The organism is Mesorhizobium sp. XAP4, assembly GCF_029269325.1.
Taxonomy (GTDB): domain Bacteria; phylum Pseudomonadota; class Alphaproteobacteria; order Rhizobiales; family Rhizobiaceae; genus Mesorhizobium; species Mesorhizobium ciceri.
In genome coordinates this window covers 866,622-886,866 of the sequence record NZ_JARIXW010000002.1, presented here as the reverse complement: position 1 = coordinate 886,866, position 20,245 = coordinate 866,622, and the positions used below count along the sequence as shown (strand labels likewise).

The 20,245-nt window shown below is 62.9% G+C and carries 20 protein-coding genes and 1 riboswitch; of the genes, 13 read left to right on the top strand and 7 right to left on the bottom strand.

All coding sequences use genetic code 11. The features are described 5' to 3' along the window. Positions 1–139 precede the first annotated feature (139 nt). The 5 genes from P3C39_RS13260 (at position 140) to ugpC (ending at position 6,699) form a co-directional block, all read left to right on the top strand. A complete protein-coding gene (locus P3C39_RS13260) occupies positions 140–1,495 on the top strand; it encodes an ABC transporter substrate-binding protein (protein WP_013528261.1) in 1,356 nt (451 codons plus the stop codon). A 228-nt stretch (positions 1,496–1,723) separates the two neighbouring features. Further along, complete coding sequence (locus P3C39_RS13255) at positions 1,724–2,737, top strand: sugar ABC transporter permease (protein ID WP_013528262.1); 1,014 nt, start codon at positions 1,724–1,726, stop codon at positions 2,735–2,737. A 1-nt stretch (position 2,738) separates the two neighbouring features. Beyond that, positions 2,739–3,893, top strand: coding sequence for a carbohydrate ABC transporter permease (locus P3C39_RS13250; RefSeq protein WP_063171027.1), 1,155 nt, complete (start codon positions 2,739–2,741; stop codon positions 3,891–3,893). Positions 3,894–3,897: 4 nt separating this feature from the next. After that, positions 3,898–5,562: an alpha-glucosidase gene (locus P3C39_RS13245; RefSeq protein ID WP_275953192.1), complete on the top strand. Its 1,665-nt coding sequence runs from the start codon at positions 3,898–3,900 to the stop codon at positions 5,560–5,562. Between the two features lie 24 nt (positions 5,563–5,586). Continuing rightward, complete coding sequence (ugpC, locus tag P3C39_RS13240) at positions 5,587–6,699, top strand: sn-glycerol-3-phosphate ABC transporter ATP-binding protein UgpC (RefSeq protein ID WP_013528265.1); 1,113 nt, start codon at positions 5,587–5,589, stop codon at positions 6,697–6,699. Between the two features lie 78 nt (positions 6,700–6,777). On the opposite strand, the gene P3C39_RS13235 is transcribed toward ugpC, so the two are convergent. The 3 genes from P3C39_RS13235 to P3C39_RS13225 form a co-directional block, all read right to left on the bottom strand. Beyond that, the gene (locus P3C39_RS13235) at positions 6,778–7,023 is read right to left on the bottom strand and encodes a DUF680 domain-containing protein (RefSeq protein WP_013528266.1); all 246 of its coding nucleotides are present in this window, start codon (positions 7,021–7,023) and stop codon (positions 6,778–6,780) included. A gap of 69 nt (positions 7,024–7,092) precedes the next feature. Next, positions 7,093–7,293: a DUF680 domain-containing protein gene (locus P3C39_RS13230; protein WP_013528267.1), complete on the bottom strand. Its 201-nt coding sequence runs from the start codon at positions 7,291–7,293 to the stop codon at positions 7,093–7,095. 79 nt (positions 7,294–7,372) lie between these two features. After that, positions 7,373–7,570, bottom strand: a complete 198-nt coding sequence (locus P3C39_RS13225) for a DUF680 domain-containing protein (protein WP_013528268.1) — start codon at positions 7,568–7,570, stop codon at positions 7,373–7,375. A 510-nt stretch (positions 7,571–8,080) separates the two neighbouring features. Next, positions 8,081–8,283, top strand: a riboswitch (cobalamin riboswitch). 114 nt (positions 8,284–8,397) lie between these two features. Here P3C39_RS13225 and P3C39_RS13220 point away from each other — a divergent pair. The 8 genes from P3C39_RS13220 (at position 8,398) to P3C39_RS13185 (ending at position 16,176) form a co-directional block, all read left to right on the top strand. Then, the gene (locus tag P3C39_RS13220; protein ID WP_275953193.1) at positions 8,398–9,645 is read left to right on the top strand and encodes an aromatic ring-hydroxylating dioxygenase subunit alpha; all 1,248 of its coding nucleotides are present in this window, start codon (positions 8,398–8,400) and stop codon (positions 9,643–9,645) included. A gap of 25 nt (positions 9,646–9,670) precedes the next feature. Next, positions 9,671–10,771, top strand: a complete 1,101-nt coding sequence (locus P3C39_RS13215) for a hybrid-cluster NAD(P)-dependent oxidoreductase (protein WP_275953194.1) — start codon at positions 9,671–9,673, stop codon at positions 10,769–10,771. Positions 10,772–10,940: 169 nt separating this feature from the next. Beyond that, positions 10,941–11,372, top strand: coding sequence for a PqqD family protein (locus tag P3C39_RS13210; protein WP_013528271.1), 432 nt, complete (start codon positions 10,941–10,943; stop codon positions 11,370–11,372). A gap of 48 nt (positions 11,373–11,420) precedes the next feature. Further along, a complete protein-coding gene (locus P3C39_RS13205) occupies positions 11,421–12,470 on the top strand; it encodes a serine kinase (RefSeq protein WP_224675065.1) in 1,050 nt (349 codons plus the stop codon). Then, entirely contained in the window at positions 12,467–13,219 is a 753-nt protein-coding gene (locus P3C39_RS13200; RefSeq protein ID WP_027160995.1) for a glycosyltransferase family A protein, read from the top strand. The genes P3C39_RS13205 and P3C39_RS13200 overlap by 4 nt, the downstream gene beginning before the upstream one ends. A gap of 55 nt (positions 13,220–13,274) precedes the next feature. After that, positions 13,275–14,027, top strand: a complete 753-nt coding sequence (locus P3C39_RS13195; protein ID WP_275953195.1) for a glycosyltransferase family A protein — start codon at positions 13,275–13,277, stop codon at positions 14,025–14,027. Beyond that, a complete protein-coding gene (locus P3C39_RS13190) occupies positions 14,027–14,704 on the top strand; it encodes a glycosyltransferase family A protein (RefSeq protein ID WP_275953196.1) in 678 nt (225 codons plus the stop codon). Before P3C39_RS13195 ends, P3C39_RS13190 begins: the two co-directional genes overlap by 1 nt. Continuing rightward, a complete protein-coding gene (locus P3C39_RS13185) occupies positions 14,701–16,176 on the top strand; it encodes a nucleotidyltransferase family protein (protein WP_027160997.1) in 1,476 nt (491 codons plus the stop codon). The genes P3C39_RS13190 and P3C39_RS13185 overlap by 4 nt, the downstream gene beginning before the upstream one ends. A gap of 40 nt (positions 16,177–16,216) precedes the next feature. On the opposite strand, the gene P3C39_RS13180 is transcribed toward P3C39_RS13185, so the two are convergent. The 4 genes from P3C39_RS13180 to P3C39_RS13165 form a co-directional block, all read right to left on the bottom strand. Further along, positions 16,217–16,963 (bottom strand): FAD-binding oxidoreductase, encoded by a 747-nt coding sequence (locus P3C39_RS13180; RefSeq protein WP_013528277.1) that lies wholly within the window; start codon positions 16,961–16,963, stop codon positions 16,217–16,219. Next, positions 16,960–17,571: a sulfite oxidase-like oxidoreductase gene (locus P3C39_RS13175; RefSeq protein WP_275953197.1), complete on the bottom strand. Its 612-nt coding sequence runs from the start codon at positions 17,569–17,571 to the stop codon at positions 16,960–16,962. The genes P3C39_RS13180 and P3C39_RS13175 overlap by 4 nt, the downstream gene beginning before the upstream one ends. 149 nt (positions 17,572–17,720) lie before the next feature. After that, positions 17,721–19,241, bottom strand: coding sequence for a DegQ family serine endoprotease (locus tag P3C39_RS13170; RefSeq protein WP_275953198.1), 1,521 nt, complete (start codon positions 19,239–19,241; stop codon positions 17,721–17,723). 245 nt (positions 19,242–19,486) lie between these two features. Then, positions 19,487–20,206, bottom strand: coding sequence for an MBL fold metallo-hydrolase (locus P3C39_RS13165; protein ID WP_275953199.1), 720 nt, complete (start codon positions 20,204–20,206; stop codon positions 19,487–19,489). Between the last annotated feature and the right edge of the window lie 39 nt (positions 20,207–20,245).

Below are 20,245 nucleotides of genomic sequence, written 5' to 3'. Positions count from 1 at the left end.
CGTGATCGAAAAAGCCAAAGCGCTTTGGAAGACTCTTCGAAAGGTTGCGGTTCCTTTCCGACTGAGTCACAGTCCTGCGGCGTCGGCGGGCGGAATGGAGGTTCCGTCCGGTGTGTGAGACCCACTGGGAGGAATACCGATGAAGAAAATGCTTTTGCTGGGTGCTGCGTTTGCCACGTTCGCCCTGAACGCGCCCGCGCAGGCCGAACTGAAGTTCAAGCCCGGCGAAGACAAGCGCTTCAACTGGGCGAACTACGAAGAGCTCAAGAAAGTCGACCTCAAGGGTGAAACGCTGTCGATCTTCGGACCGTGGCGCGGCGAGGACGAAGGCCTGGTGCGCGGCGTCCTCGACTATTTCTCGGAAGCCACCGGCGTCGAGATCAAATACTCCTCCTCGGAGAATTACGAGCAGCAGATCGTCATCGACACGCAGGCCGGCAGCCCGCCGAACATCGCCGTGCTGCCGCAGCCGGGCCTCATCCAGGACCTGGCGTCGAAGGGCCTTTTGACGCCGCTCGGTGACGACACCGCCAAATGGGTCAAGGACAATTACGGCGCCGGCCAGTCATGGGTCGATCTCGGCACCTTCAAGGACAAGGACGGCAAGCCGGGCTTCTTCGCCTTCCCTTACAAGGCCGACGTGAAGTCGCTGGTCTGGTACTCGCCGGATAATTTCGAGGAAGCCGGCTACAAGGTGCCGAAGACCCAGGAAGAACTCGCCGATCTCGAAAAGAAGATCATCGCCGATGGCGGCAAGCCGTGGTGCATCGGCCTCGGCTCCGGCGGTGCCACCGGCTGGCCGGCAACCGACTGGGTCGAAGACCTGATGCTGCGCACCCAGCCTCCGGAGGTCTACGACAAATGGGTGAAGAACGAGATCCCGTTCAACGATCCGGCGGTGGTCAACGCCATCGACATTTTCGGCAAGATCGCGACCGACGACAAGATGGTCGACGGCGGCGCCAAGGCGGTTGCGGCGACCGACTTCCGCGACAGCCCGAAGGGCCTCTTTTCGGTGCCGCCGAAATGCTACCTGCACCACCAGGCATCGTTCATTCCGACCTTCTTCCCGGAAGGCACCAAGGTCGGCCAGGACGCGGACTTCTTCTACTTCCCGCCCTATGCCGCCAAGCCTGAACTGGGCACGCCCGTGCTCGGCGCCGGTACGCTGGCGATGATCACCAAGGACAGCAAGAGTGCGCGCGCGTTCATCGAATTCCTGAAGATGCCGCTCGCCCACGAGATCTGGATGGCCGAGGGCGGCTTCGTGACGCCGCTCAAGTCGGTCAACAAGGATGCCTATGCCAGCGACGCGCTGAAGAAGCAGGGCGAAATCCTCGCCAATGCCTCGACTTTCCGCTTCGACGGTTCCGACCTGATGCCGGGCAAGATCGGCGCCGGCGCCTTCTGGACCGGCATGATCGACCTGGTCGGCGGCAAGTCGGCGCAGGACGTCGCCACCGACATCCAGAAGAGCTGGGACGCCATCAAGTAGACGGCTGGCACGTAGACGACCAACCATTCTCGCACTGGATCCGGACCGTACCGGCCCGGATCCGACGGCGGCCCGTGCCGCAGCCTTTCGTCATGAGCGCATTGACATGAAGCGCGATCGGCAATGTGCGCAAGCCGCCGATGACGCGCTCCAAACAACTGAATCGGCGCCTGGTCCCCGTCACCAAGGTCATTCCTTGTCGGGTCATGCGCAGGGGGAGAGGGACCCATGGCGGCTCAGATTTTCTCGGCCATATTCGTCATCATCGTCGGCGTCGGCGGTTGCGTCGCCTATTTCTGGGGCGCCAACAAACTGGTCGACCTGATATTCCCATCACGCGGCGTCGCCGGTGCCGCGGCCATCGACAATCTACGCCGGCAAGGGTTGGTCCGCCCATGGCTGTTCGTCGGCCCGGCGATGATCATCCTCACCATCTACCTGATCTATCCGGTGGTCGAGACGCTGCGGCTGTCGTTCCTCGATCGCGGCGGCATCAATTTCGTCGGCCTGGCGAACTATGAATGGGCGTTCGGCGACCGCGAGTTCCGCAACTCGATCCTCAACAACATCATCTGGCTGGCGGTGGTGCCGGCCGCCTGCACCTTCCTCGGGCTGATCATCGCCGTGCTTACGGACAAGATCTGGTGGGGCACGATCGCCAAGAGCCTGATCTTCCTGCCGCTGGCGATCTCCTTCGTCGGCGCCAGCGTGATCTGGAAATTCATCTACGAGTATCGGGGCGAGGGCCAGACGCAGATCGGCATCCTCAACGCCATCATCCAGCATTTCGGCGGCCAGCCGCAGGTCTGGATATCGCTGCCGTTCTGGAACAATTTCTTCCTGATGATCATCCTGATCTGGATCCAGACCGGCTTTGCCATGGTCATCCTGTCTTCCGCCCTGCGCGGCATCCCCGAGGAAACGCTGGAAGCCGCCGTCATCGACGGCGCCAATCCGTTCCAGATCTTCTGGAAGATCATGGTGCCGCAGATCTGGGGCACCATCGCCGTGGTCTGGACCACGATCACCATTCTGGTGCTCAAAGTATTCGACATCGTGCTGACCATGACCAACGGCCAGTGGAACAGCCAGGTGCTGGCCAATCTGATGTTCGACTGGATGTTCCGCGGCGGCGGCGATTTCGGCCGCGGCGCCACCATCGCCATCATCATCATGATTGCGGTCATTCCGATCATGGTCTGGAACATCCGACAGGCGAACAAAGAGACGGGAGGACATTGAGATGGCAGTCGCGACCGGAAATTCCTTCGCCAGCCGCTTTGGCGTCCACATCGCCGTGCTCATCTTCGTCGCGATCTGGACCATACCGACCCTCGGCATCCTGGTTTCATCGCTGCGCGACAAGAACCAGATCATCGCCTCGGGCTGGTGGAACTCGTTCGCCAGTTCCACCCAGACCGAAGCCGGCCGGCTGCCGCCCGCCTCGGCGCAAGTCGAGAAGGACGGCAAGTTCGTGCTCGAGGGCAATATCTTCGGCGACGGCGCCAAGCGCGACATCAGCGCCTTCGGGGTCAAATCGGCGGCACCGACGCAGTATCCCGCCGGCACCACAGCCGATCTCGGCGACGGCGTGACCTTGCAGCTCAATGCCGACGGCAGCTTCGTCATGCAGTCCCCGAAAGCGTTCGAAGGCGATCGCGGCCAGCGCGTCTATTATGCTTCGTCGGCGCCGCCGAAATTCACCACCGATAATTACAAAACCGTGCTGTTCTCCGAAGGCATCGGACGGTCTTTCATGAATTCCCTGACCGTCACCATTCCGGCAACCGTCATCCCGATCCTGATCGCCGCCTTTGCCGCTTATGCGCTGGCCTGGATGCGGTTTCCCGGCCGGGCGCTGCTGATCGCGGTCATCATCGGCTTGCTGGTGGTGCCGTTGCAGATGTCGCTGATCCCGCTGTTGAAACTCTACAACGGCGTCGGCGCTTTCTTCGGCATGCCGTCGAAGACCTATCTCGGCATCTGGCTGGCGCATACCGGCTTCGGCCTGCCCTTCGCCATCTACCTGCTGCGCAGCTACATTGCCGGCCTGCCGCGCGAAATCATGGAATCGGCGCGCATCGACGGCGCCAGCGATTTCGAGATCTTCGTCAAGATCGTCTTGCCGCTGTCGTTTCCGGTGCTGGCTTCGTTTGCCATCTTCCAGTTCCTGTGGGTATGGAACGATCTGCTGGTGGCGATGGTTTTCCTCGGCACAGAGGCAGACCAGATCGTGCTGACCGCCAAGCTCAACGCGCTGTTGGGCTCACGCGGCGGCGACTGGGAGATTCTGACGACATCGGCTTTCGTGACCATCATCGTGCCGCTGATCGTGTTCTTCTCGCTGCAGCGCTATTTTGTCCGCGGGCTGCTTGCCGGCTCGGTGAAAGGAGGCTGAGACGATGCAATCCGCTTTGAAGGCCAGCTCGAAGCCTGACCTCGCCATCGATCGCGACTGGTGGCGGGGCGCGGTGATCTACCAGATTTATCCGCGCAGCTACCAGGACTCGAACGGCGACGGCATCGGTGACCTTAAGGGCATCATCGGGCGGCTACCCTACATCGCGGCACTCGGTGCGGACGCCATCTGGATTTCGCCGTTCTTCAAGTCGCCGATGAAGGATTTCGGCTATGACGTGTCGGATTACTGCGACGTCGATCCGATGTTCGGCACGCTGGCCGACTTCGACGCGCTGACCGCCGAGGCACACAGGCTGGGCTTGAAGGTGATGATCGACGAGGTGCTGTCGCACACCGCCGACAACCACCCATGGTTCAAGGAAAGCCGGTCGAGCCGCAGCAACCCGAAGGCCGACTGGTACGTCTGGGCAGACGCCAGGCCGGACGGCACGCCGCCCAACAACTGGCTGTCGATCTTCGGCGGCTCGGCCTGGCAATGGGACACCAGCCGCCAGCAATATTACATGCACAATTTTCTGGCCGAGCAGCCCGACCTCAACTTCCACAACCACGAGGTTCAGGACGCGTTGCTCGACGTCACCCGCTTCTGGCTGGAGCGCGGCGTCGATGGTTTCCGGCTCGACACCATCAATTTCTACTTCCACAGCCAGGGGTTGGAAAACAACCCGCCGCTGCCGCCGGAAGAGCGCAACGACCAGACCGCGCCGGCGGTCAACCCCTACAACTACCAGGACCATCTCTACGACAAGAGCCGGCCCGAGAATCTCGGCTTCCTCGAACGGTTCCGTGCCCTGCTCGATGAATATCCGGCAACGGCAGCGGTCGGCGAGGTCGGCGATTCGCAGCGTGGGCTTGAAGTGGTGGCCGCCTACACCGCCGGCGGCAAGCGCGTGCACATGTGCTACTCCTTCGATTTCCTGGCGCCGGAAAAGATCAGCGCGGGCAAGGTCCGCTCGGTGCTGGAATCCTTCGGCAAGGTCGCCAGCGATGGCTGGTCGTGCTGGGCCTTCTCCAACCACGATGTAATGCGCCCGGCCTCGCGCTGGGCCGCCAATGAGCCCGACCCGACCGCCTACCTGAAGGTCATCTCGGCGCTGCTGATGTCCTTGCGCGGTTCGGTCTGCATCTATCAGGGTGAGGAACTTGGGCTCGGCGAGGCCGACCTTCGGTTCGAGGATTTGCAGGATCCCTACGGCATCCGCTTCTGGCCTGAATTCAAGGGCCGCGACGGCTGCCGCACACCGATGGTGTGGGACGGCGGCGCCAAGAATGGCGGCTTCTCCCAGGCAAAACCCTGGCTGCCGGTGCCGGCCAAGCATTTGGCGCAAGCGGTCAATGTCCAGCAGGGCGACGAGGCTTCGCTGCTCGAGCACTACCGGCGCTTTCTTACCTTCCGGCGTGCCCATCCGGCGCTGGCCAAGGGCGACATCACCTTCATCGAAAGTGAGGGAGATACCGTCGCCTTCACGCGCCGCGCAGGCAACGAGCAGATCGTCTGCGTCTTCAATCTGGGAGCCGGGCGGGCCAAGGTTGACCTTGGCGGCCGATCGCTGCAACCTCTGCCCGGGCACGGATTTTCGGGGCAGGCGAGCAGCGGTTCCATCGAGCTTGGCGGCTACGGCGCCTGGTTCGGGCGTCTCGACTGAATTTCCAATCACTGGAGGAAACCAATGGCCGATGTCACGCTAAGACAAGTGAAGAAGTCCTACGGCAATCTGAACATTCTCCACGGCATCGACCTCGATATTAAGTCGGGCGAGTTCATCGTCTTCGTCGGCCCGTCGGGCTGCGGCAAGTCGACATTGCTGAGGTCGATCGCCGGGCTCGAGGAAATCACCTCCGGCGAACTCAGAATAGCCGGCGAAGTGGTGAACGACGTGCCGCCGTCGAAGCGGGGCATCGCCATGGTGTTCCAGTCCTACGCGCTGTACCCGCACATGACCGTCTACGACAACATGGCGTTCTCGATGAAGATCGGCAAAGAGAACAAGGCCGAGATCGACCGCCGCGTGCGCCAGGCCGCCGAGATCCTGCAGCTGACCAAATATCTCGACCGCCTGCCCAAGGCGATGTCGGGTGGCCAGCGCCAGCGCGTCGCCATCGGCCGCGCCATCGTGCGCAATCCGAAGGTGTTCCTGTTCGACGAGCCGCTTTCGAACCTCGACGCCGCGCTGCGCGTCGCCACCCGCATCGAGATCGCCAAGCTCAAGGAATCGATGCCCAACACGACCATGATCTACGTTACCCACGACCAGGTCGAGGCGATGACGCTGGCCGACCGCATCGTGGTGCTCAAGGACGGCCATATCGAGCAGGTCGGCACGCCGATGGACCTCTACAAGAAGCCCGGCAATCTGTTCGTTGCCCAGTTCATCGGCTCGCCGGCCATGAACATCCTGCCGGCGACCATCGAAAAGACCGGAAACCCGACCGTCGTCAGCCATGTCGGCGGACGCAAGGCGACCGTGCCGATTGCGACGCCGGCTTCGGCAAAGGGCGCTGCGGTGAGCTTTGGCGTGCGGCCGGAGGACCTGATCATCGCCAGCGGCGCGGACTATCTGTTCGAGGGGACGGTCGACTATGTCGAGCAACTCGGCGAGGTGCAGCTTGTCTATGTCGACATCGGCCGCGCCGATCTGCCGCTGGTGACCAAGCTGCCCGGCAATGTCGAGGTCAAGCGCGGCTCGACATTGCGGCTGAGCGCCAATGGCGAGGACCTGCATATCTTCGACGCGGATGGACGTTCTTTCGCGTTGCATGAAGTGGAAGCAAAGGCGGCTTAACCGCAATTACCGTGTCAGGCACAAAAAGAGCGGCGGGCCGGGCCCGCCGCTCTTTGACTTGGAGATCGACTTCGGTTGTTAGTTGTTGCCGAAGAGGTTGCGGTCGGCACCTTGCGGAGCAGACTTCTGGGTGGTGTCACCCGACGAGTTCAGCAGCTTGTAAACCGGCGAACCGGTGTTGCGTACCGAAGAGGTGCGCGTGCTGTCGACCGAAGTCGTGGCGGCAGGCTGATTGGCACCATTGGAGCCAAAGTTGTCGCTGCCGGCGAAGGCACTGCCGGTGATGGCCAGAACGGCGGCGGCAGCAATAAGGATCTTGTTCATTTTAGTCTCCTGAATTCTGGATTTCGCCAGGACGGCAGACACAGCTGCCGTCGGTTGCGAAATTGGTTGTTAGCGACCGAAGAGGTTACGGTCGCTGCCCTGAGCGGGCGTCTGGGCAGCCGGTTCCGAGGTCTTGGTGGAAGCCGTGTACGACTGGTCCACAGCGGCGGCAGGCTGGTTGGGGCCGTTCGAACCGTAGTTGTCGCTGCCCGCGAAAGCGCTGCCGGTGATGGCCAGAACGGCGGCGGCAGCAATGAGGATCTTGTTCATCTTGAATACTCCTGAATGTCTGGATTTCGCCAGGGCGGCGGGCGAGCCCGCCGTCGACCGGGAAACTGGGAATCGGCTGTTAGTTGTTGCCGAAGAGGTTGCGGTCAGCACCCTGGGCAGGCGCCTGAGCAGCCGGTTCCGACTTCTTGGTCGAAGCGGTGTACGAGCTGTCGACAGCAGTGGCTGCCGCGGCGTTGGAACCGTAGTGGTCGCTACCAGCGAAGGCGCTGCCGGAAATGGCCAGAAGGGCTGCGGCAGTGAGAATGATCTTTTTCATTTTTGGTACTCCAGTATCGTCTTTTTTCCGTCCGTCTAGCGGCGTGTCTTGGAAATGAAATCGCGTCGTTCGGACAGCCCCGATGTGGGAGGGCAAGGTCGTCTTTTCCAATCACGAAGTTGTTCCGTGTGGACCATGAATCCACACCTTGAAATTGTGCCAATGGAATCTAGGGATGCATTTTTCTTCTTCATATCAGTGTGTTAGGTGTAGCCACCTGATGGATCACTGACTGTTTCAGAGGCCCAGCGTTCACACCGTCCTGCACGCACCGTCAACAGAAACGAACCGTTCGGTTCGATTTTAGGGCGAGCTAATAGTCACTTTTCGAAACCATTAACCTTTTTTGATCCCCGCGAAGGGTCGGATTCGGGAAGATCGCAGCCGGCAAATGGCCGCCCGGGAGGTGAGATCTCGGCCCGCGACGATCTGCAGTAGCGTTTCGCATGCCGTGTCGCGCCGCATGGATACGATGTCGTTTTCATGCCGACGGCGCGCCCGCGATCGTGGTTAGATCATACCATCTCAGGTGCCGCTTCGTGACGACGAGGCGGAGAATTGGGAAGCCGGTCAGAATCCGGCGCTGCCCCCGCAACGGTGGTGGAGTTCAAGTCGCAACGGGAGACCACTGGGCAACCGCCTGGGAAGGTGTCGCGATGGTCCGCAAGGACAACTCCAGAGCCCGGAAACCAGCCCGAGATTTTTAGACTCGACTGATCGCGGTGGGCGGTCAAGAGGTGGATAGCGCATGTCCGGCACACAGCCGGCCTGCGTTTCAATCCTTCCTCCGTCACCACCAGTTCAGTCCTTAGGAACGAGGACAGGACATGGATATCCGCAACGACATGCTGAGGCTCCTGAAGGGGCGCCGGCAAGGCTTTTCGCTGGAGCAGCCCTTCTACACCGATCCGGACTACTTCAAGCTCGACATGGAGCTGATCTGGTATCGCGACTGGCTGTTCATCGGCCATGATTGCGAACTGCCGAAGCCGGGCAGCTACATCACCGTGCAGGTCGGCGATTATCCGGTCGTCCTTGTCCGCGACCAGCACGGCAAGATCAACGCCTTCCACAATTCCTGCCGCCATCGCGGCAGCCGCGTGTGCAACACGGAGAAGGGTACCGCGGCAAAGCTCGTCTGCCCGTATCATCAGTGGACCTACGAGCTGGACGGCCGCCTGCTGTTTGCCCGCCAGATGGCCGACGGTTTCGACAAGAGTGATTTCGGCCTGAAGCCGGTCGCTTGCGAGAGCGTCGGCGGCTACTTCTTCATCTGCCTGGCCAAGGAACCGGCAGATTTCGCGCCGATGCGGGCGATGATCGAACCCTATCTTTTGCCGCACCGGCTGCGTGAAGCAAAGATCGCCTTCGAGAGCACGATCGTCGAGAAGGGCAACTGGAAGCTGGTCTGGGAAAACAACCGCGAGTGCTACCACTGCGCCGCCAATCATCCCGAGTTGTGCAAGACCTTCCCCGAGGCTCCAACCATAACCGGCGTCCATGGCGCCGACAGCGACCCTGAAATGGTCGCACACTGGGCCAAATGCGAGGCATCAGGCTTGCCGAGCAAATTCCGCATCGATCCGGCAGGGCAGTACCGCGCCACCCGCGCGCCGCTGCTGCGCGATGCCGTCAGCTACACCATGACGGGAAAACGGGCGGTCCAGAAGAACTTGTCCGACAGCGTTTCAACCGACCGCATCGGCTCCTTGCTGCTCTATCACTATCCGACGACCTGGAACCATATCCTCGGCGACCACGCCGTTACCTTCCGCGTGCTGCCGATCAGTGCCACGGAAACCGCGGTGACAACGAAATGGCTCGTCCACAAGGATGCGGTCGAAGGCGTCGACTACGACCTCGCTGAGCTCACCCATGTCTGGACCGAGACCAACGACCAGGACCGCCGCATCGTCGAGGAAAACGCCTTCGGCATCCTGTCGCCGGCCTATGAACCAGGCCCCTATTCGGAGCTGCATGAGGGCGGCGTGATCCAGTTCGTCGAGTGGTACGCGTCGTTCATCGGGCCGCGCCTTGCCGAAGGCGGCCGGCCGGCCCTGCGCAGCGTCGCCTAGCCCAGGGGATAAGAGGATGAATGCGATGACGGACCTTGGCCTCTATCGCCATCTCGACCAGATGACGCCCTGGAACGACAGGCTGCAGGTGCTGGAAGTGATCGGCGTCAGCGACGAAGCGCCTGACGTGAAGACCTTCACCTTCCGCTCCGACAACCAGACCTGGTTTCGCTACAAACCGGGGCAGTTCGTGACTCTGGAATTGCCGACATCGGACGGGCCGCTGATGCGCACCTACACGCTGTCGTCCTCGCCGTCGCGGCCGTTCTCGATCGCGGTGACGGTCAAGGCGCAGGCGGGCAGCACCGGTACGCGCTGGATGTTCGACCATCTGACGCCCGGTTCGCACGTCAAGGCCTATGGGCCGACCGGCGACTTCTCGCTGCACAGCCACCCGGCCGCCAAATACCTGTTCATTTCGGCCGGTTCCGGCGTGACGCCGATGATGTCGATGCTGCGCTGGCTGAACGACTGCGCGCCATGGACCGATGTCGGCTTCGTCAACTGCGCGCGCCGCCCGGAAGAGATCATTTTCCGCAAGGAGCTCGAACTGCTCGGCAGCCGCATGCCTGGGCTGTCGCTCGGCTTCATGATCGAGGAGCGGTCGAGCCGCGAGGGCTGGTTCGGCCATATGGGCCGCATCGACGCGATCCGGCTGCCATTGCTGGCGCCCGATTTCCGCGAGCGCGAGATTTTCTGCTGCGGCCCCGATCCTTTCATGCGCGCCGTGCGCGGCATGCTGGACGCAGCCGGCTTCGACATGGCGAAATACCATCAGGAAAGCTTTGCCGCGCCTGCCGTGGAGGAGATCCCGGCGCCGTTCTCGCCGCCGGCGGACGACGGCGCCGCTGCCACCGTGGAGGCCGTGACACCGATCCGGTTCTCGCATTCCGATGTCGATGCCGAATGCGTCGCCGGCCAGACCGTGCTGCAGACGGCACGCGCCTCGGGGGTGCGGATTCCCGCCGCCTGCGAGTTCGGCCTGTGCGGCACCTGCAAGGTGAGGAAGGTCGCGGGCGACGTCGAGATGAGCCACAATGGCGGCATCCTCGATCACGAAATCGAGGACGGCTTTATCCTCGCCTGTTGCTCGAAGCCGCTTTCGGCGCTTGAAATCGAGGCGTGACCGGCAGGCACGGTCAGAGACTGTCCATGCCCGCGCGGCCTGCAGCTGCGCTCGCCCGGGCCTAAGCCATCTTGCCAAAAACCCTGCAAATGGTTAGACGCCTGCAACGGTGGGGTTGACCGTAGGGCCCGAAGATCATCTCCGCGGCCTGCTTCGGCGGGGAGCAAACATGCGACAATCCGGCGTATATGCCATTGCCAGCAAGGATATCGTCTTTGAATCCTTCGATGGCGAAGCCGTCGTTCTCGACCTGACCACCGGTAAATATTTCGGCTTCTCTGATTCAGGCAGCAGGCTTTGGGATGCACTGTCGTCCGGCGTGCCTGCCTCCGAACTGGTCGGCGCCGCGACCGGAATTGGCGCCCTCGATGCCGCCGCGATTGACGGCTTTGTTTCACAATTGCTCGAATTCGGTTTGCTGGCGGCCGCAACCGATGGCGTGGCAAGACCGGTTCCCAGCGAATTGCTGGCTCAGCTCGCCGCTGCCGGCGAGCCCCTCAAGGTCGACATCCATGACGACCTTGCCGACCTCATTGTCGTCGATCCCATCCACGAGGTCGAGGAGCCCCTCGGCTGGCCCGCGGTGAAGCAGGCCAACTGAGGCGCCCGCCAGGCTCTCGTTGCCGGACAGCTCCGGAACAGGCAGACCATGCCAAACGTCACTCTCGAAAACCTGACTGACTACGCACGTCATGTCCTGGCGCAAGCGCAGAGCAGCGCCGCGCATTATCCACTGACCTGCAAGGTGGGCTTGCCGCATCTGGAGTTGACCGCGCTTGTGAGTGCCGGCGCGTTGGCGGATGCCTTCGCTCATGGCTTTGTCACGGCTCCGGACAACCGAGCGCCTGCCGACATCTGCCGCATCTTCGTCGCACATCCCGGCATTGACGGCATCGCGGCACCGGCCAGATGGGGCCAAGGACCCTTCACGCAGCATGGCTTCGCCACCAGGCTGGCGGAAGCCGGATTGCGCGGCAACCATTTCCATGACCTGGATTTCTGGCAGTTCTATGATCCGCAACGTCGCGTTGGCGTGCAATTGATGGCCTCGGCCGATGCCTTTCCACCGTGGGAGCCGGGAGCGCCGCTGCGCCCCTTCCTCCATTGGGAATATGCGGCACGTGGCATGCGGCTGGCCCATGCGGGGACGCTCGGCACCAAAGGCAGGGGCGTACTGCTGGCCGGCGCGGGCGGCGCCGGGAAATCCGGGACCGTCGCCGCCGGCCTCCTCCACGGGCTGGACAGCGTCGGCGACGATTATGTGCTGGTCGACCTCTCCAACGGCGTGACTGCCCGCCCGTTGTTTTCAACACTCAAGCAGGATCCCCAGGGATTCGCGCGACTTGGGCTGAAGCACCGGCTGAAGGCGCACGGTCCGCTCAACTGGCAAGGCAAGCATGCTTTTCACATTGACGACATCGCGCCACGGCCGGTGCCCGAAACTCTGGACATCGTTGCGCTGCTGGTGCCACATATCGGCGGAGGCGAGGCAAGTTCGATCGTGCCGGTGTCGCGCAGGGATGCCATGATTGCCTTGGCGCCGTCCGGCATAGCGCAGATGCCGGGCGAGCGGGAGAGCGGCTTTCGCTTCTTCAGCGACCTGACCCGCCTGCTGCCGTGCTATCGTCTGTCGCTGGGGACGCAGCCACAGGAGATAGCCGGCACGATTGCGGACTTTCTTGTGCGGGGCGCTTCGTGAAACTGAGCGTGATAATGCCCGTCTACAACCGTGAGCGCTATGTCGTTTCGGCATTGCGCTCGCTGGTGCGGCAGCGGGACGCCGCCGATCTCGACATCATCGTCATCGACGACGGTTCGACCGACGGCTCTGCTGAGGCCGTACGCTCGATGATGCGCGAAAACCCCTGCATCCGACTCTTCCAGCAATCGAACATGGGCGTGGCCAGGGCGCGCAACGCCGGGCTGCGGCAACTGCCGCCGGATGCGGAGTTCGTTTCATTCCTGGATTCTGACGACATCTCGCTGGCCGGACGGTTCAAGGCCGATCTCGCCCGCTTCGAGGCTACCTCCGGGCTTGAGCTAACCTATTCGCTGATGACGCTGGTCGACCGGATCGACGACGAGAAGCTCGAGCCGGAGGCGGACTGCTGTACCATGACGCTTCGCGGAATTTCGCTGAGCACCGCTCTCTTCAGTCGAACGCTTGTCGATCGCATCGGCCATTTCGACGAGGACTTTGAGCAGTCCGAGGACACGGATTATCTGTTGCGAGTCTTCGAAACCGGTCCGCGCTACGAATTGCCGAACACCGTCGCGATCTACTACCGACGCCACGCCGGAAATGTCACCAAGGAACATAGCGGCAGGGTCCGCAACCACTTGCGTGCAATCCACAAGTCGATGCGGCGGCGCAAGGCCGATCCGTCACGGCGAGAGGTCCAGGGTATCTTCGAATTGAAGAGTCCCGCCGATTGGCGGATGCCATGATGCTCGACACAATCGGCTCGGATCAGCCAAGCCCGCAACGCTGCTGGAGACGCCGATGAGGCTGAGCGTCATCATGCCGGTCTACAATCGCGAACAATTCGTTGGCCTGGCGCTGCGCTCGTTGCTCAGGCAGCGCGAAGACATCGATCTCGACATCATCGTCATCGACGACGGGTCGACCGATGGCTCGGCAGCCGTCGTACGGTCGTTGATCGACGAGGCCCCATGCATTCGTCTTTTCCAGCAGATCAATGGCGGGGTCACCAAGGCGCGCAATGCCGGGCTGAAGCAGTTGCTGCCGCAGACGCGTCTGGTGTCGTTTCTCGATTCGGACGACATCTCCCCGATAGGCCGCTTCAAGGCGGATCTCGCCTGCTTCGAAGAGGATCCTGGCCTCGAGCTGACCTATTCGCGCATGACGCTGATAGACAAGATAGATGGCGAGACACTGGAACCGGCCGCCGACAGCCACTCCATCACCGTGCGAGGAATCCACCTGTCCGCCGGGATCTTCGCGCGAGACCTCATCGAGCGCACCGGTGGTTTCGACGAGGATTTCAAACAGGCCGAGGACACCGACTATCTGTTGCGTATCTTTGAGAGCCAGGCAAAATACGTTATGCCCGATACGGTGGCTCTCTATTACAGGCGTCATCCCGGCAACATGACCAAGGAAGCCGATGTGCCCTTTCGCGAGTTCATGCGCGCCATTCACAAGTCGATGAAGCGTCGCAAGGCCGATCCCAGCTTGCGCCGGGTGGAGGGGATCTTCGACTTCAAGGATCTCGCGCAGTGGCGGTTCCTTTGATGGCAGGCTACGGCGTCGTCATTCCGGCTTTCAACGCGGCCGCCACCATAGGCGCGGCCCTGAACTCCGTTCTGGCCCAGACGGCAAAGGCGGAGGCCATCGTCGTGGTCGACGACGGTTCGACCGATGATACGGCCGCGGTGATCGATGCGATGAACCTGCCGGTGACGGTGCTGCGACAGGACAATGCCGGACCCGGCAGCGCAACGACCCGTGGCATTGCGGCACTCTCGACGCCGCTCATCGCGACGCTCGATGCCGACGATTTGTGGTTGGCGGACAAGATCGAACAGCAGCTGGCCTATCTCGGCCGTCATCCCGGGACAGCGGGCGTCTTTACGCACTGGCGGACGTTTCGCGGCGACAGCCCCGATTTGCCCGATGCGGCCAGTGGAGCGGGCTGGTCGCGCACGACGATGATGATCCGCCAGGAGGTGGTGCAGAGCGTCGGTTCCATCATCGACCCACCAGGCGGTCGCGGCGAGATGATCGACTGGATCGCCCGGGTTCGTGAGGCAGGCTTTGTACTTGCCATGCTCGACGACGTGCTTGCATTGCGCCGCATCCGTCCGGGCAGCCTTTCCTACGGCCGCGATCCGGCACGCGACCGGGGCTATCTCCAGGTCGCAAGGCTCGCCATGCAGCGGCGGGCCCAGAACAAGGCGGGCTCCAGTTGAACGCCAGGCCTGTTCGCCGCATCAGCCGCCGCTTCCCGGACTATGGCTGGTCGTGGCCCACCGGCCAGTTGGACCTGTTGCTGAAGGCGGCGCTGCTCTCCGATGAGGACGCAGCCGCTGCCTGCGCCGCGCGCTGGCTCGACGAGAACGACATCGACCTCGTCTCGTTTCGAGAACATCGTCTGCTCGCCGCCATCTCCGACAGGTTCGGCAGAAAACTGGCCGGGCATACCGCGCACCCGCGCCTCGTCGGCCTGCAGAAGATGCTGTGGACGAAGTCGCGCATGGCGATGCGCGAGGCCGAGCCGGCGCTGAAGGCGATGGCCGACGGCGGCGCCGACATCATGCTGATCAAGGGCGCCAGCCGCATTGCGTTGAACGCGTCGGCGCAGCGTGGTCGGGTGGCGCATGACATCGACATACTGGTGCGCCCGCGCGACATGGCTGCCGTCTTCGACATCTTGCGCGACCGCGACTGGCAGATCGCCTCGGGCGTCAGCGCGCAATATCTGCGAACCCGGTTGGCGTCGCTGCGGTCGATGAACTTCTTCAAGGGCCGTTTCGGCGACATCGACCTGCACCAGCTCGGCTATGATGGGTCGCAGACGAGCGCGGAAGACGACCTGGCGATCTGGCAACGGGCGGTCCCGGCACAATTCAGCGGCGTCGCGGTCTTCGTGCCATCGCCGGCCGATCGCATGGCACTGGCCATCGCCCATGGCGGCCTCGACGCCCACACCCACAGCGACTGGCTTGTCGACTGCGCGGTCGCCATTCATGCCGAAGACGTCGATTGGGGGATGTTCCTCGACATCGTCGGAAGACGCGGCCTGGCGGTTCCAGCGGCGGTGGCGTTATCCTATCTGGCGTTCGAGATCGGCATTCCGGTGCCGGAACGGACAATGGCCAGAATCTTCGAGATGGCCGACCGGGCTGGCCTGTCGCGTTGGTCGTCGGTTCTGCAAGCCAAGCCGCGCACGGATTTCGGCGGCCTGGTCTGGCTGTCGCGCGGCCTTGCCAAGCAGTTGCGCCTGAAGCGGAAGAAGGGCCGGTTGCAGCAGGAGCCGCCCGCCAAACCCTGGCGCGGGAGACCGGCCGCGGGCAAGCCGCAAGCCGCATCGGCGCCTCTGGTGTTTTCGCAGGCCATCGCCTGTCCGCAAACGACCGGCGACATGATGCTCGACATCACCGTCAGGATCGGCGTTCCGCCGGTCCGGCGCCGCATCGAAATGGAGATCAATGACGGTGGCGAGCATATCGCTCGCCTGCGTGCCGTGGCTATCAGCCGATCCGGCAGGGAACGCGTGCTGCATTTTCGCGGCAAGGTGACGCTCGACGGCGCGCGAGTTGCCTTGACGCTCGAGGCGCGACCATCGCGACAGTTTCGCGAGTGGAACGACGCGGCCACGGTGGCCGCCTATGGCGCCTTGCCTTTCCAGTTGCTGTCGGCGGGTTTCTTGCCGATCGGCTGAAGGCGAATCCGACGAACCTTTCTCGCAAGGCGGCGTCCGCTCAAACTCCGTAGCGTTCGGTGCGGATGATTTCGGCTGCAACGCCGGCATCGATCAGCGCCTGGGCTGCCGCGGAAACGAAGGCATTGGAGCCGCAGACGAAGGCGAGACCGGGCGGCTCGGGCAGCCGCGCCATGGCTTGCGCCATCATCGCGACGTCCACCCGCCGCGCATAGTCGGCCGGGCGGCGTGCGGCTTCGCGGGTCAGTGTCAGCACCAGCTCGAAGCCGTCCTGACGCTCGTCGAGGGCGATCAGCTCGTCACGAAAGATCACTTCGTCCCAGACCCGGACCGAAAAGACCAGGACGACGGGCACCGCTGAATTCCGTGCGGCGCGGTGGCGGATCATCGACATCAAGGGCACGACGCCCGAACCGCCGCCGACCATCACAAGCGGCCCACTCTCATCCTTCGGCCAGACGAAATGCCCGCCAAGCGGCCCGCGCAGTTCGATTTCGTCGCCAATTGCCGCGACTTCGTGGAAGAAGGGCGAAACCTCGCCATCGTCGAGTTTTTCGATCGCCAGTTCGATTGCGCCATTCGTTTCGGGCGCGGAGGCGATGGAATAGGAGCGGCGCGCCTGATAGCCGTCCGGCGCCGTCAGCCTGACGTCGACATGCTGCCCGGCGCGATAGGCGAAGGGCCGAGACGGCTGAAAAAAGAAGCTGGTGACACGCGGCGTGCGCTTTTCGATGCGGACGATGCCGGCTGTTTGCCAGGGCGACTGCACTGCCGCCGTATCGCTCACGGATCGTCCGTGTAGCGTTGCTCGCGCCATGGGTCGCCATAGATATGGTAGCCGCGCAATTCCCAGAAACCGGGCTCGTCGCGCGTGGTGAATTGCAGGCCGTTCAGCCATTTGGCCGACTTCCAGAAATAGAGATGCGGCACCAGCAGCCTTGCCGGGCCGCCATGATCCGGTGAGATCGGCTTGCCTTCGTAGAGCAGCGCGACCATGGCCTTGCCGGCGGTGAGATCCTTGACCGGCACATTGGTGGTGTAACCGTCGAACGCGTGCGCCAGCGTGAAGCCGGTCGGCGGCTCCACACCCGCGTCGGCAAGGATATCGTCGACCAGCACGCCCTGCCACGGCGTGTCGAACTTGGTCCATGCGGTCACGCAATGGATATCGCGCGTCATCTTGGTCAACGGCAGCGCGTTGAACTCGGCCCAATTCCATTTCTTGATCGGGCGTGGCCCATGTTTCAGCGTGAAAGACCAATCCTCGGTGCGCACGCGCGGCGTCGGACCGGCCGACAGCACCGGAAAACCCTGTTCAAGATGTTGGCCGGGCGGGATGCGGGCATCGTCATCGGTTGGCGGGCGCCGTCCTGAAGAGAAACCTCGGGTGACCATCGCGGCAATCTCCCTGCATCGGGCCGACATCAACCTGATGCAATGTTCTCGAAGATGTCGTGGCGGGCAACCAAAATCTTGACGGGCGGAGGCCGGAGGGGATCGTCGCCGACGAACCCTGCCGGTCCCGTTCACGTCAAGGCCATTACTCAGCCATTGGCAAAAGGCACCGCGATGTAGATCTGAGCGTCGCCACGCTCGACCAGCAACAGCACCGACTTGCGGCCAGACTTGCCGGCTTGCGCGATTGCCTGGGTTACCTGCCTGGCGTTCTTAACCGGCACCTGATTGACGGCAACGATGATGTCGCCGGCCTGTATTCCGGAAGCGGCGGCAGCTTTGTCGGGATTGACGCTGGCAACCACCGCGCCGTGCTGCTTGCCGGCTAGGTTCATCTGCTGGCGAATGTCGGGCGTTATATCCATCAAGCCGAGCCCTATCGCCGGAGCGCGCCCGGCACTGGGCGTGTCGGACCCGTCATCCAGCGACGCGGTCTTCGCATCGGCGCTGTTCTGGCCGACATCGACGGAAATCCGCATCGGCTTGCCTTTGCGCCAGACATCGACCGTTTCCGTGGCGCCCGGCGCGACATCGGCGACCGCCCGCGACAGGTCCTTGGGGTCCTTCACGTCCTGCCCGGCAAAGCTGGTGATGACGTCGCCCGTCTCGATGCCGGCCTTGGCCGCCGGCGAGCCGTCATTGACCTCTGAAACCAGCGCGCCGCCGGGATGGTCGAGCCCGATGGCGCTCGCGACATCCGGTGTCACCTCCTGGATCTGAACGCCGAGATAGCCGTACTGGATGGAGCCGCCCTTCATCAGCTTTGCCACCACCTTCTGGGCCTGGTCCGACGGAATGGCAAAGCCGACGCCGACGCTGCCGCCATTGGGCGAATAGATCGCCGTGTTGATGCCGACGACATTGCCGGCGACATCCACCAGCGGACCGCCGGAATTGCCGTGGTTGATCGGCGCGTCGATCTGGATGAAATCGTCGAACGGGCCGCTATGCAGGTCACGGCCGCGCGCCGAGACGATACCTGCCGTGACGGTGGTGCCGATGCCGAACGGGTTGCCGAAGGCCAGCACCTGGTCGCCTGGCATAAGCTTGTCGGAATCGCCCCATTTGACGGTCGGCAGGGGTTTGTCCGACTTGATCTTCAGCACGGCGAGATCGTTCTTGGCATCGCGGCCGATGAGCTTGGCCGGAAGTTCGGTGCCGTCGTCGAGCGTCACCTTGATCGAAGAGGCCCCATCGATGACGTGATTGTTGGTGACGATGGTGCCGTCGGAGGCGACGATGAAGCCGGAACCCAGCGCCTCGGCGCGCTGCGGTTGCTGTTGCGGCGGCGTCTTGGGCGTCGGCATGCCCTGGTCACCGAAGAACTGGCGGAAATAGTCGTCGAAAGGCGAGCCGCCGTCGAAAGGAGAGGCATCGCTCATCGTTTCAGGCTGTGCCTTCATGACCGTGGTGACCGTCACCACCGCCGGCTTGTCGGCGGCCACGATGGGTGCGAACGAGCCATTGGGCGCTGTGATGCCGGCGACAGGTGTCTGGGTCGTCGGAACGGTGTTGCCCGCGCTTTGGGCGAAAGACATGACGAAGGGGGATATGATCAGCGCAGCGCCCAGCAAGGCCGCGACGCGATGCCTACGAAGGATATCTGACATGGTCGTTTGTCCGGGCGAGAGTTGATCCAGCGCCGTGGCCTCCCATGCGGGAAATCGGTCATCGGCGTGTCGAGGTTGCAATTGCCCGTCTCGCCTACATGGCAGCCAACCGGATCGACGGCCTTGCATCTAGGGCGCGGATTGGCCCGATTTAGGGTTTTCGGGCGACCTTACGAAGATTTAATATCCGCACGGCGGCAGGGTCACAAAGTCGTCGGGTCGCGCCTTGCTGCCTCGCTGAAGCCTCAGCCACCGGCGGTTCGTCCGAGATAGGCCGTGGCAATCTCGCGCATGCGCTTGCCGTCGAAGCTCGGTCCGTGTCCTCCATGACCGATACGGATCGGCAGGTCGAACAGGCGCCGCATCGTACTGATATAGGCGGCCCGGTCGGAATCCGGCAGGTCGTCTATCAGCATGGCGTCGTAGATGGCATCGCCGCTGAAGAACAGTCCGTCGGCCTCGTCGAACAGCGCGATCGAATCCGGTGAATGGCCCGGCAAATGCAGCACGCGAAATTGCCGGTCGCCAAGATCGACGACATCGCCCTCGTCCAGGGTTCGCGTCAACGGCGCGGGCGGGATCCTGTAGTCGGCCGACTTCCATCCGGGCGCCGGCAGTTTCGAGACGGCACCCTCGAGGTCGTGGAACATGTAGGCGTAGGTCGCGGCCTCATGCATGGTCTCGAACCGGGCCGCGCTCATTCTTGGCCCGGCCCGCAACGGGAATTCATGCAGCGAGCCGACGTGGTCGAGATGGATGTGGGTGGCAACGACCAGCAACGGCTTGCCCTGCGGCGTCTCGATCTGCGGCGCCAGCGGACAGATGCCCATACCGGTGTCGACGAGCAGGTCGGCATCGCGTCCGCGCAGATGCCAGATATTGGCCCGAACATAGGCATGCACGAAGGGCTCGGTCAGCATCGTCGTCTTGCCGTCGACCACGCTCCTGCTGAACCAGCTCGGCATCAAGTGTGAGTCCGGTATACGAAGTGAGCCGGGCATCAG

Bases quoted from the DNA above. Each gene is read 5' to 3' on its own strand.
- P3C39_RS13225 (WP_013528268.1), bottom strand. From the start codon at position 7,570: ATGAAAAAGATCATTCTCACTGCCGCAGCCCTTCTGGCCATTTCCGGC.
- P3C39_RS13260 (WP_013528261.1), top strand. From the start codon at position 140: ATGAAGAAAATGCTTTTGCTGGGTGCTGCGTTTGCCACGTTCGCCCTG.
- P3C39_RS13220 (WP_275953193.1), top strand. From the start codon at position 8,398: ATGGATATCCGCAACGACATGCTGAGGCTCCTGAAGGGGCGCCGGCAA.
- P3C39_RS13190 (WP_275953196.1), top strand. From the start codon at position 14,027: ATGGCAGGCTACGGCGTCGTCATTCCGGCTTTCAACGCGGCCGCCACC.
- P3C39_RS13210 (WP_013528271.1), top strand. From the start codon at position 10,941: ATGCGACAATCCGGCGTATATGCCATTGCCAGCAAGGATATCGTCTTT.
- P3C39_RS13235 (WP_013528266.1), bottom strand. From the start codon at position 7,023: ATGAACAAGATCCTTATTGCTGCCGCCGCCGTTCTGGCCATCACCGGC.
- P3C39_RS13175 (WP_275953197.1), bottom strand. From the start codon at position 17,571: ATGGTCACCCGAGGTTTCTCTTCAGGACGGCGCCCGCCAACCGATGAC.
- P3C39_RS13250 (WP_063171027.1), top strand. From the start codon at position 2,739: ATGGCAGTCGCGACCGGAAATTCCTTCGCCAGCCGCTTTGGCGTCCAC.
- P3C39_RS13195 (WP_275953195.1), top strand. From the start codon at position 13,275: ATGAGGCTGAGCGTCATCATGCCGGTCTACAATCGCGAACAATTCGTT.
- P3C39_RS13245 (WP_275953192.1), top strand. From the start codon at position 3,898: ATGCAATCCGCTTTGAAGGCCAGCTCGAAGCCTGACCTCGCCATCGAT.
- ugpC (WP_013528265.1), top strand. From the start codon at position 5,587: ATGGCCGATGTCACGCTAAGACAAGTGAAGAAGTCCTACGGCAATCTG.
- P3C39_RS13165 (WP_275953199.1), bottom strand. From the start codon at position 20,206: ATGCCGAGCTGGTTCAGCAGGAGCGTGGTCGACGGCAAGACGACGATG.
- P3C39_RS13230 (WP_013528267.1), bottom strand. From the start codon at position 7,293: ATGAACAAGATCCTCATTGCTGCCGCCGCCGTTCTGGCCATCACCGGC.
- P3C39_RS13255 (WP_013528262.1), top strand. From the start codon at position 1,724: ATGGCGGCTCAGATTTTCTCGGCCATATTCGTCATCATCGTCGGCGTC.
- P3C39_RS13170 (WP_275953198.1), bottom strand. From the start codon at position 19,241: ATGTCAGATATCCTTCGTAGGCATCGCGTCGCGGCCTTGCTGGGCGCT.
- P3C39_RS13205 (WP_224675065.1), top strand. From the start codon at position 11,421: ATGCCAAACGTCACTCTCGAAAACCTGACTGACTACGCACGTCATGTC.
- P3C39_RS13215 (WP_275953194.1), top strand. From the start codon at position 9,671: ATGACGGACCTTGGCCTCTATCGCCATCTCGACCAGATGACGCCCTGG.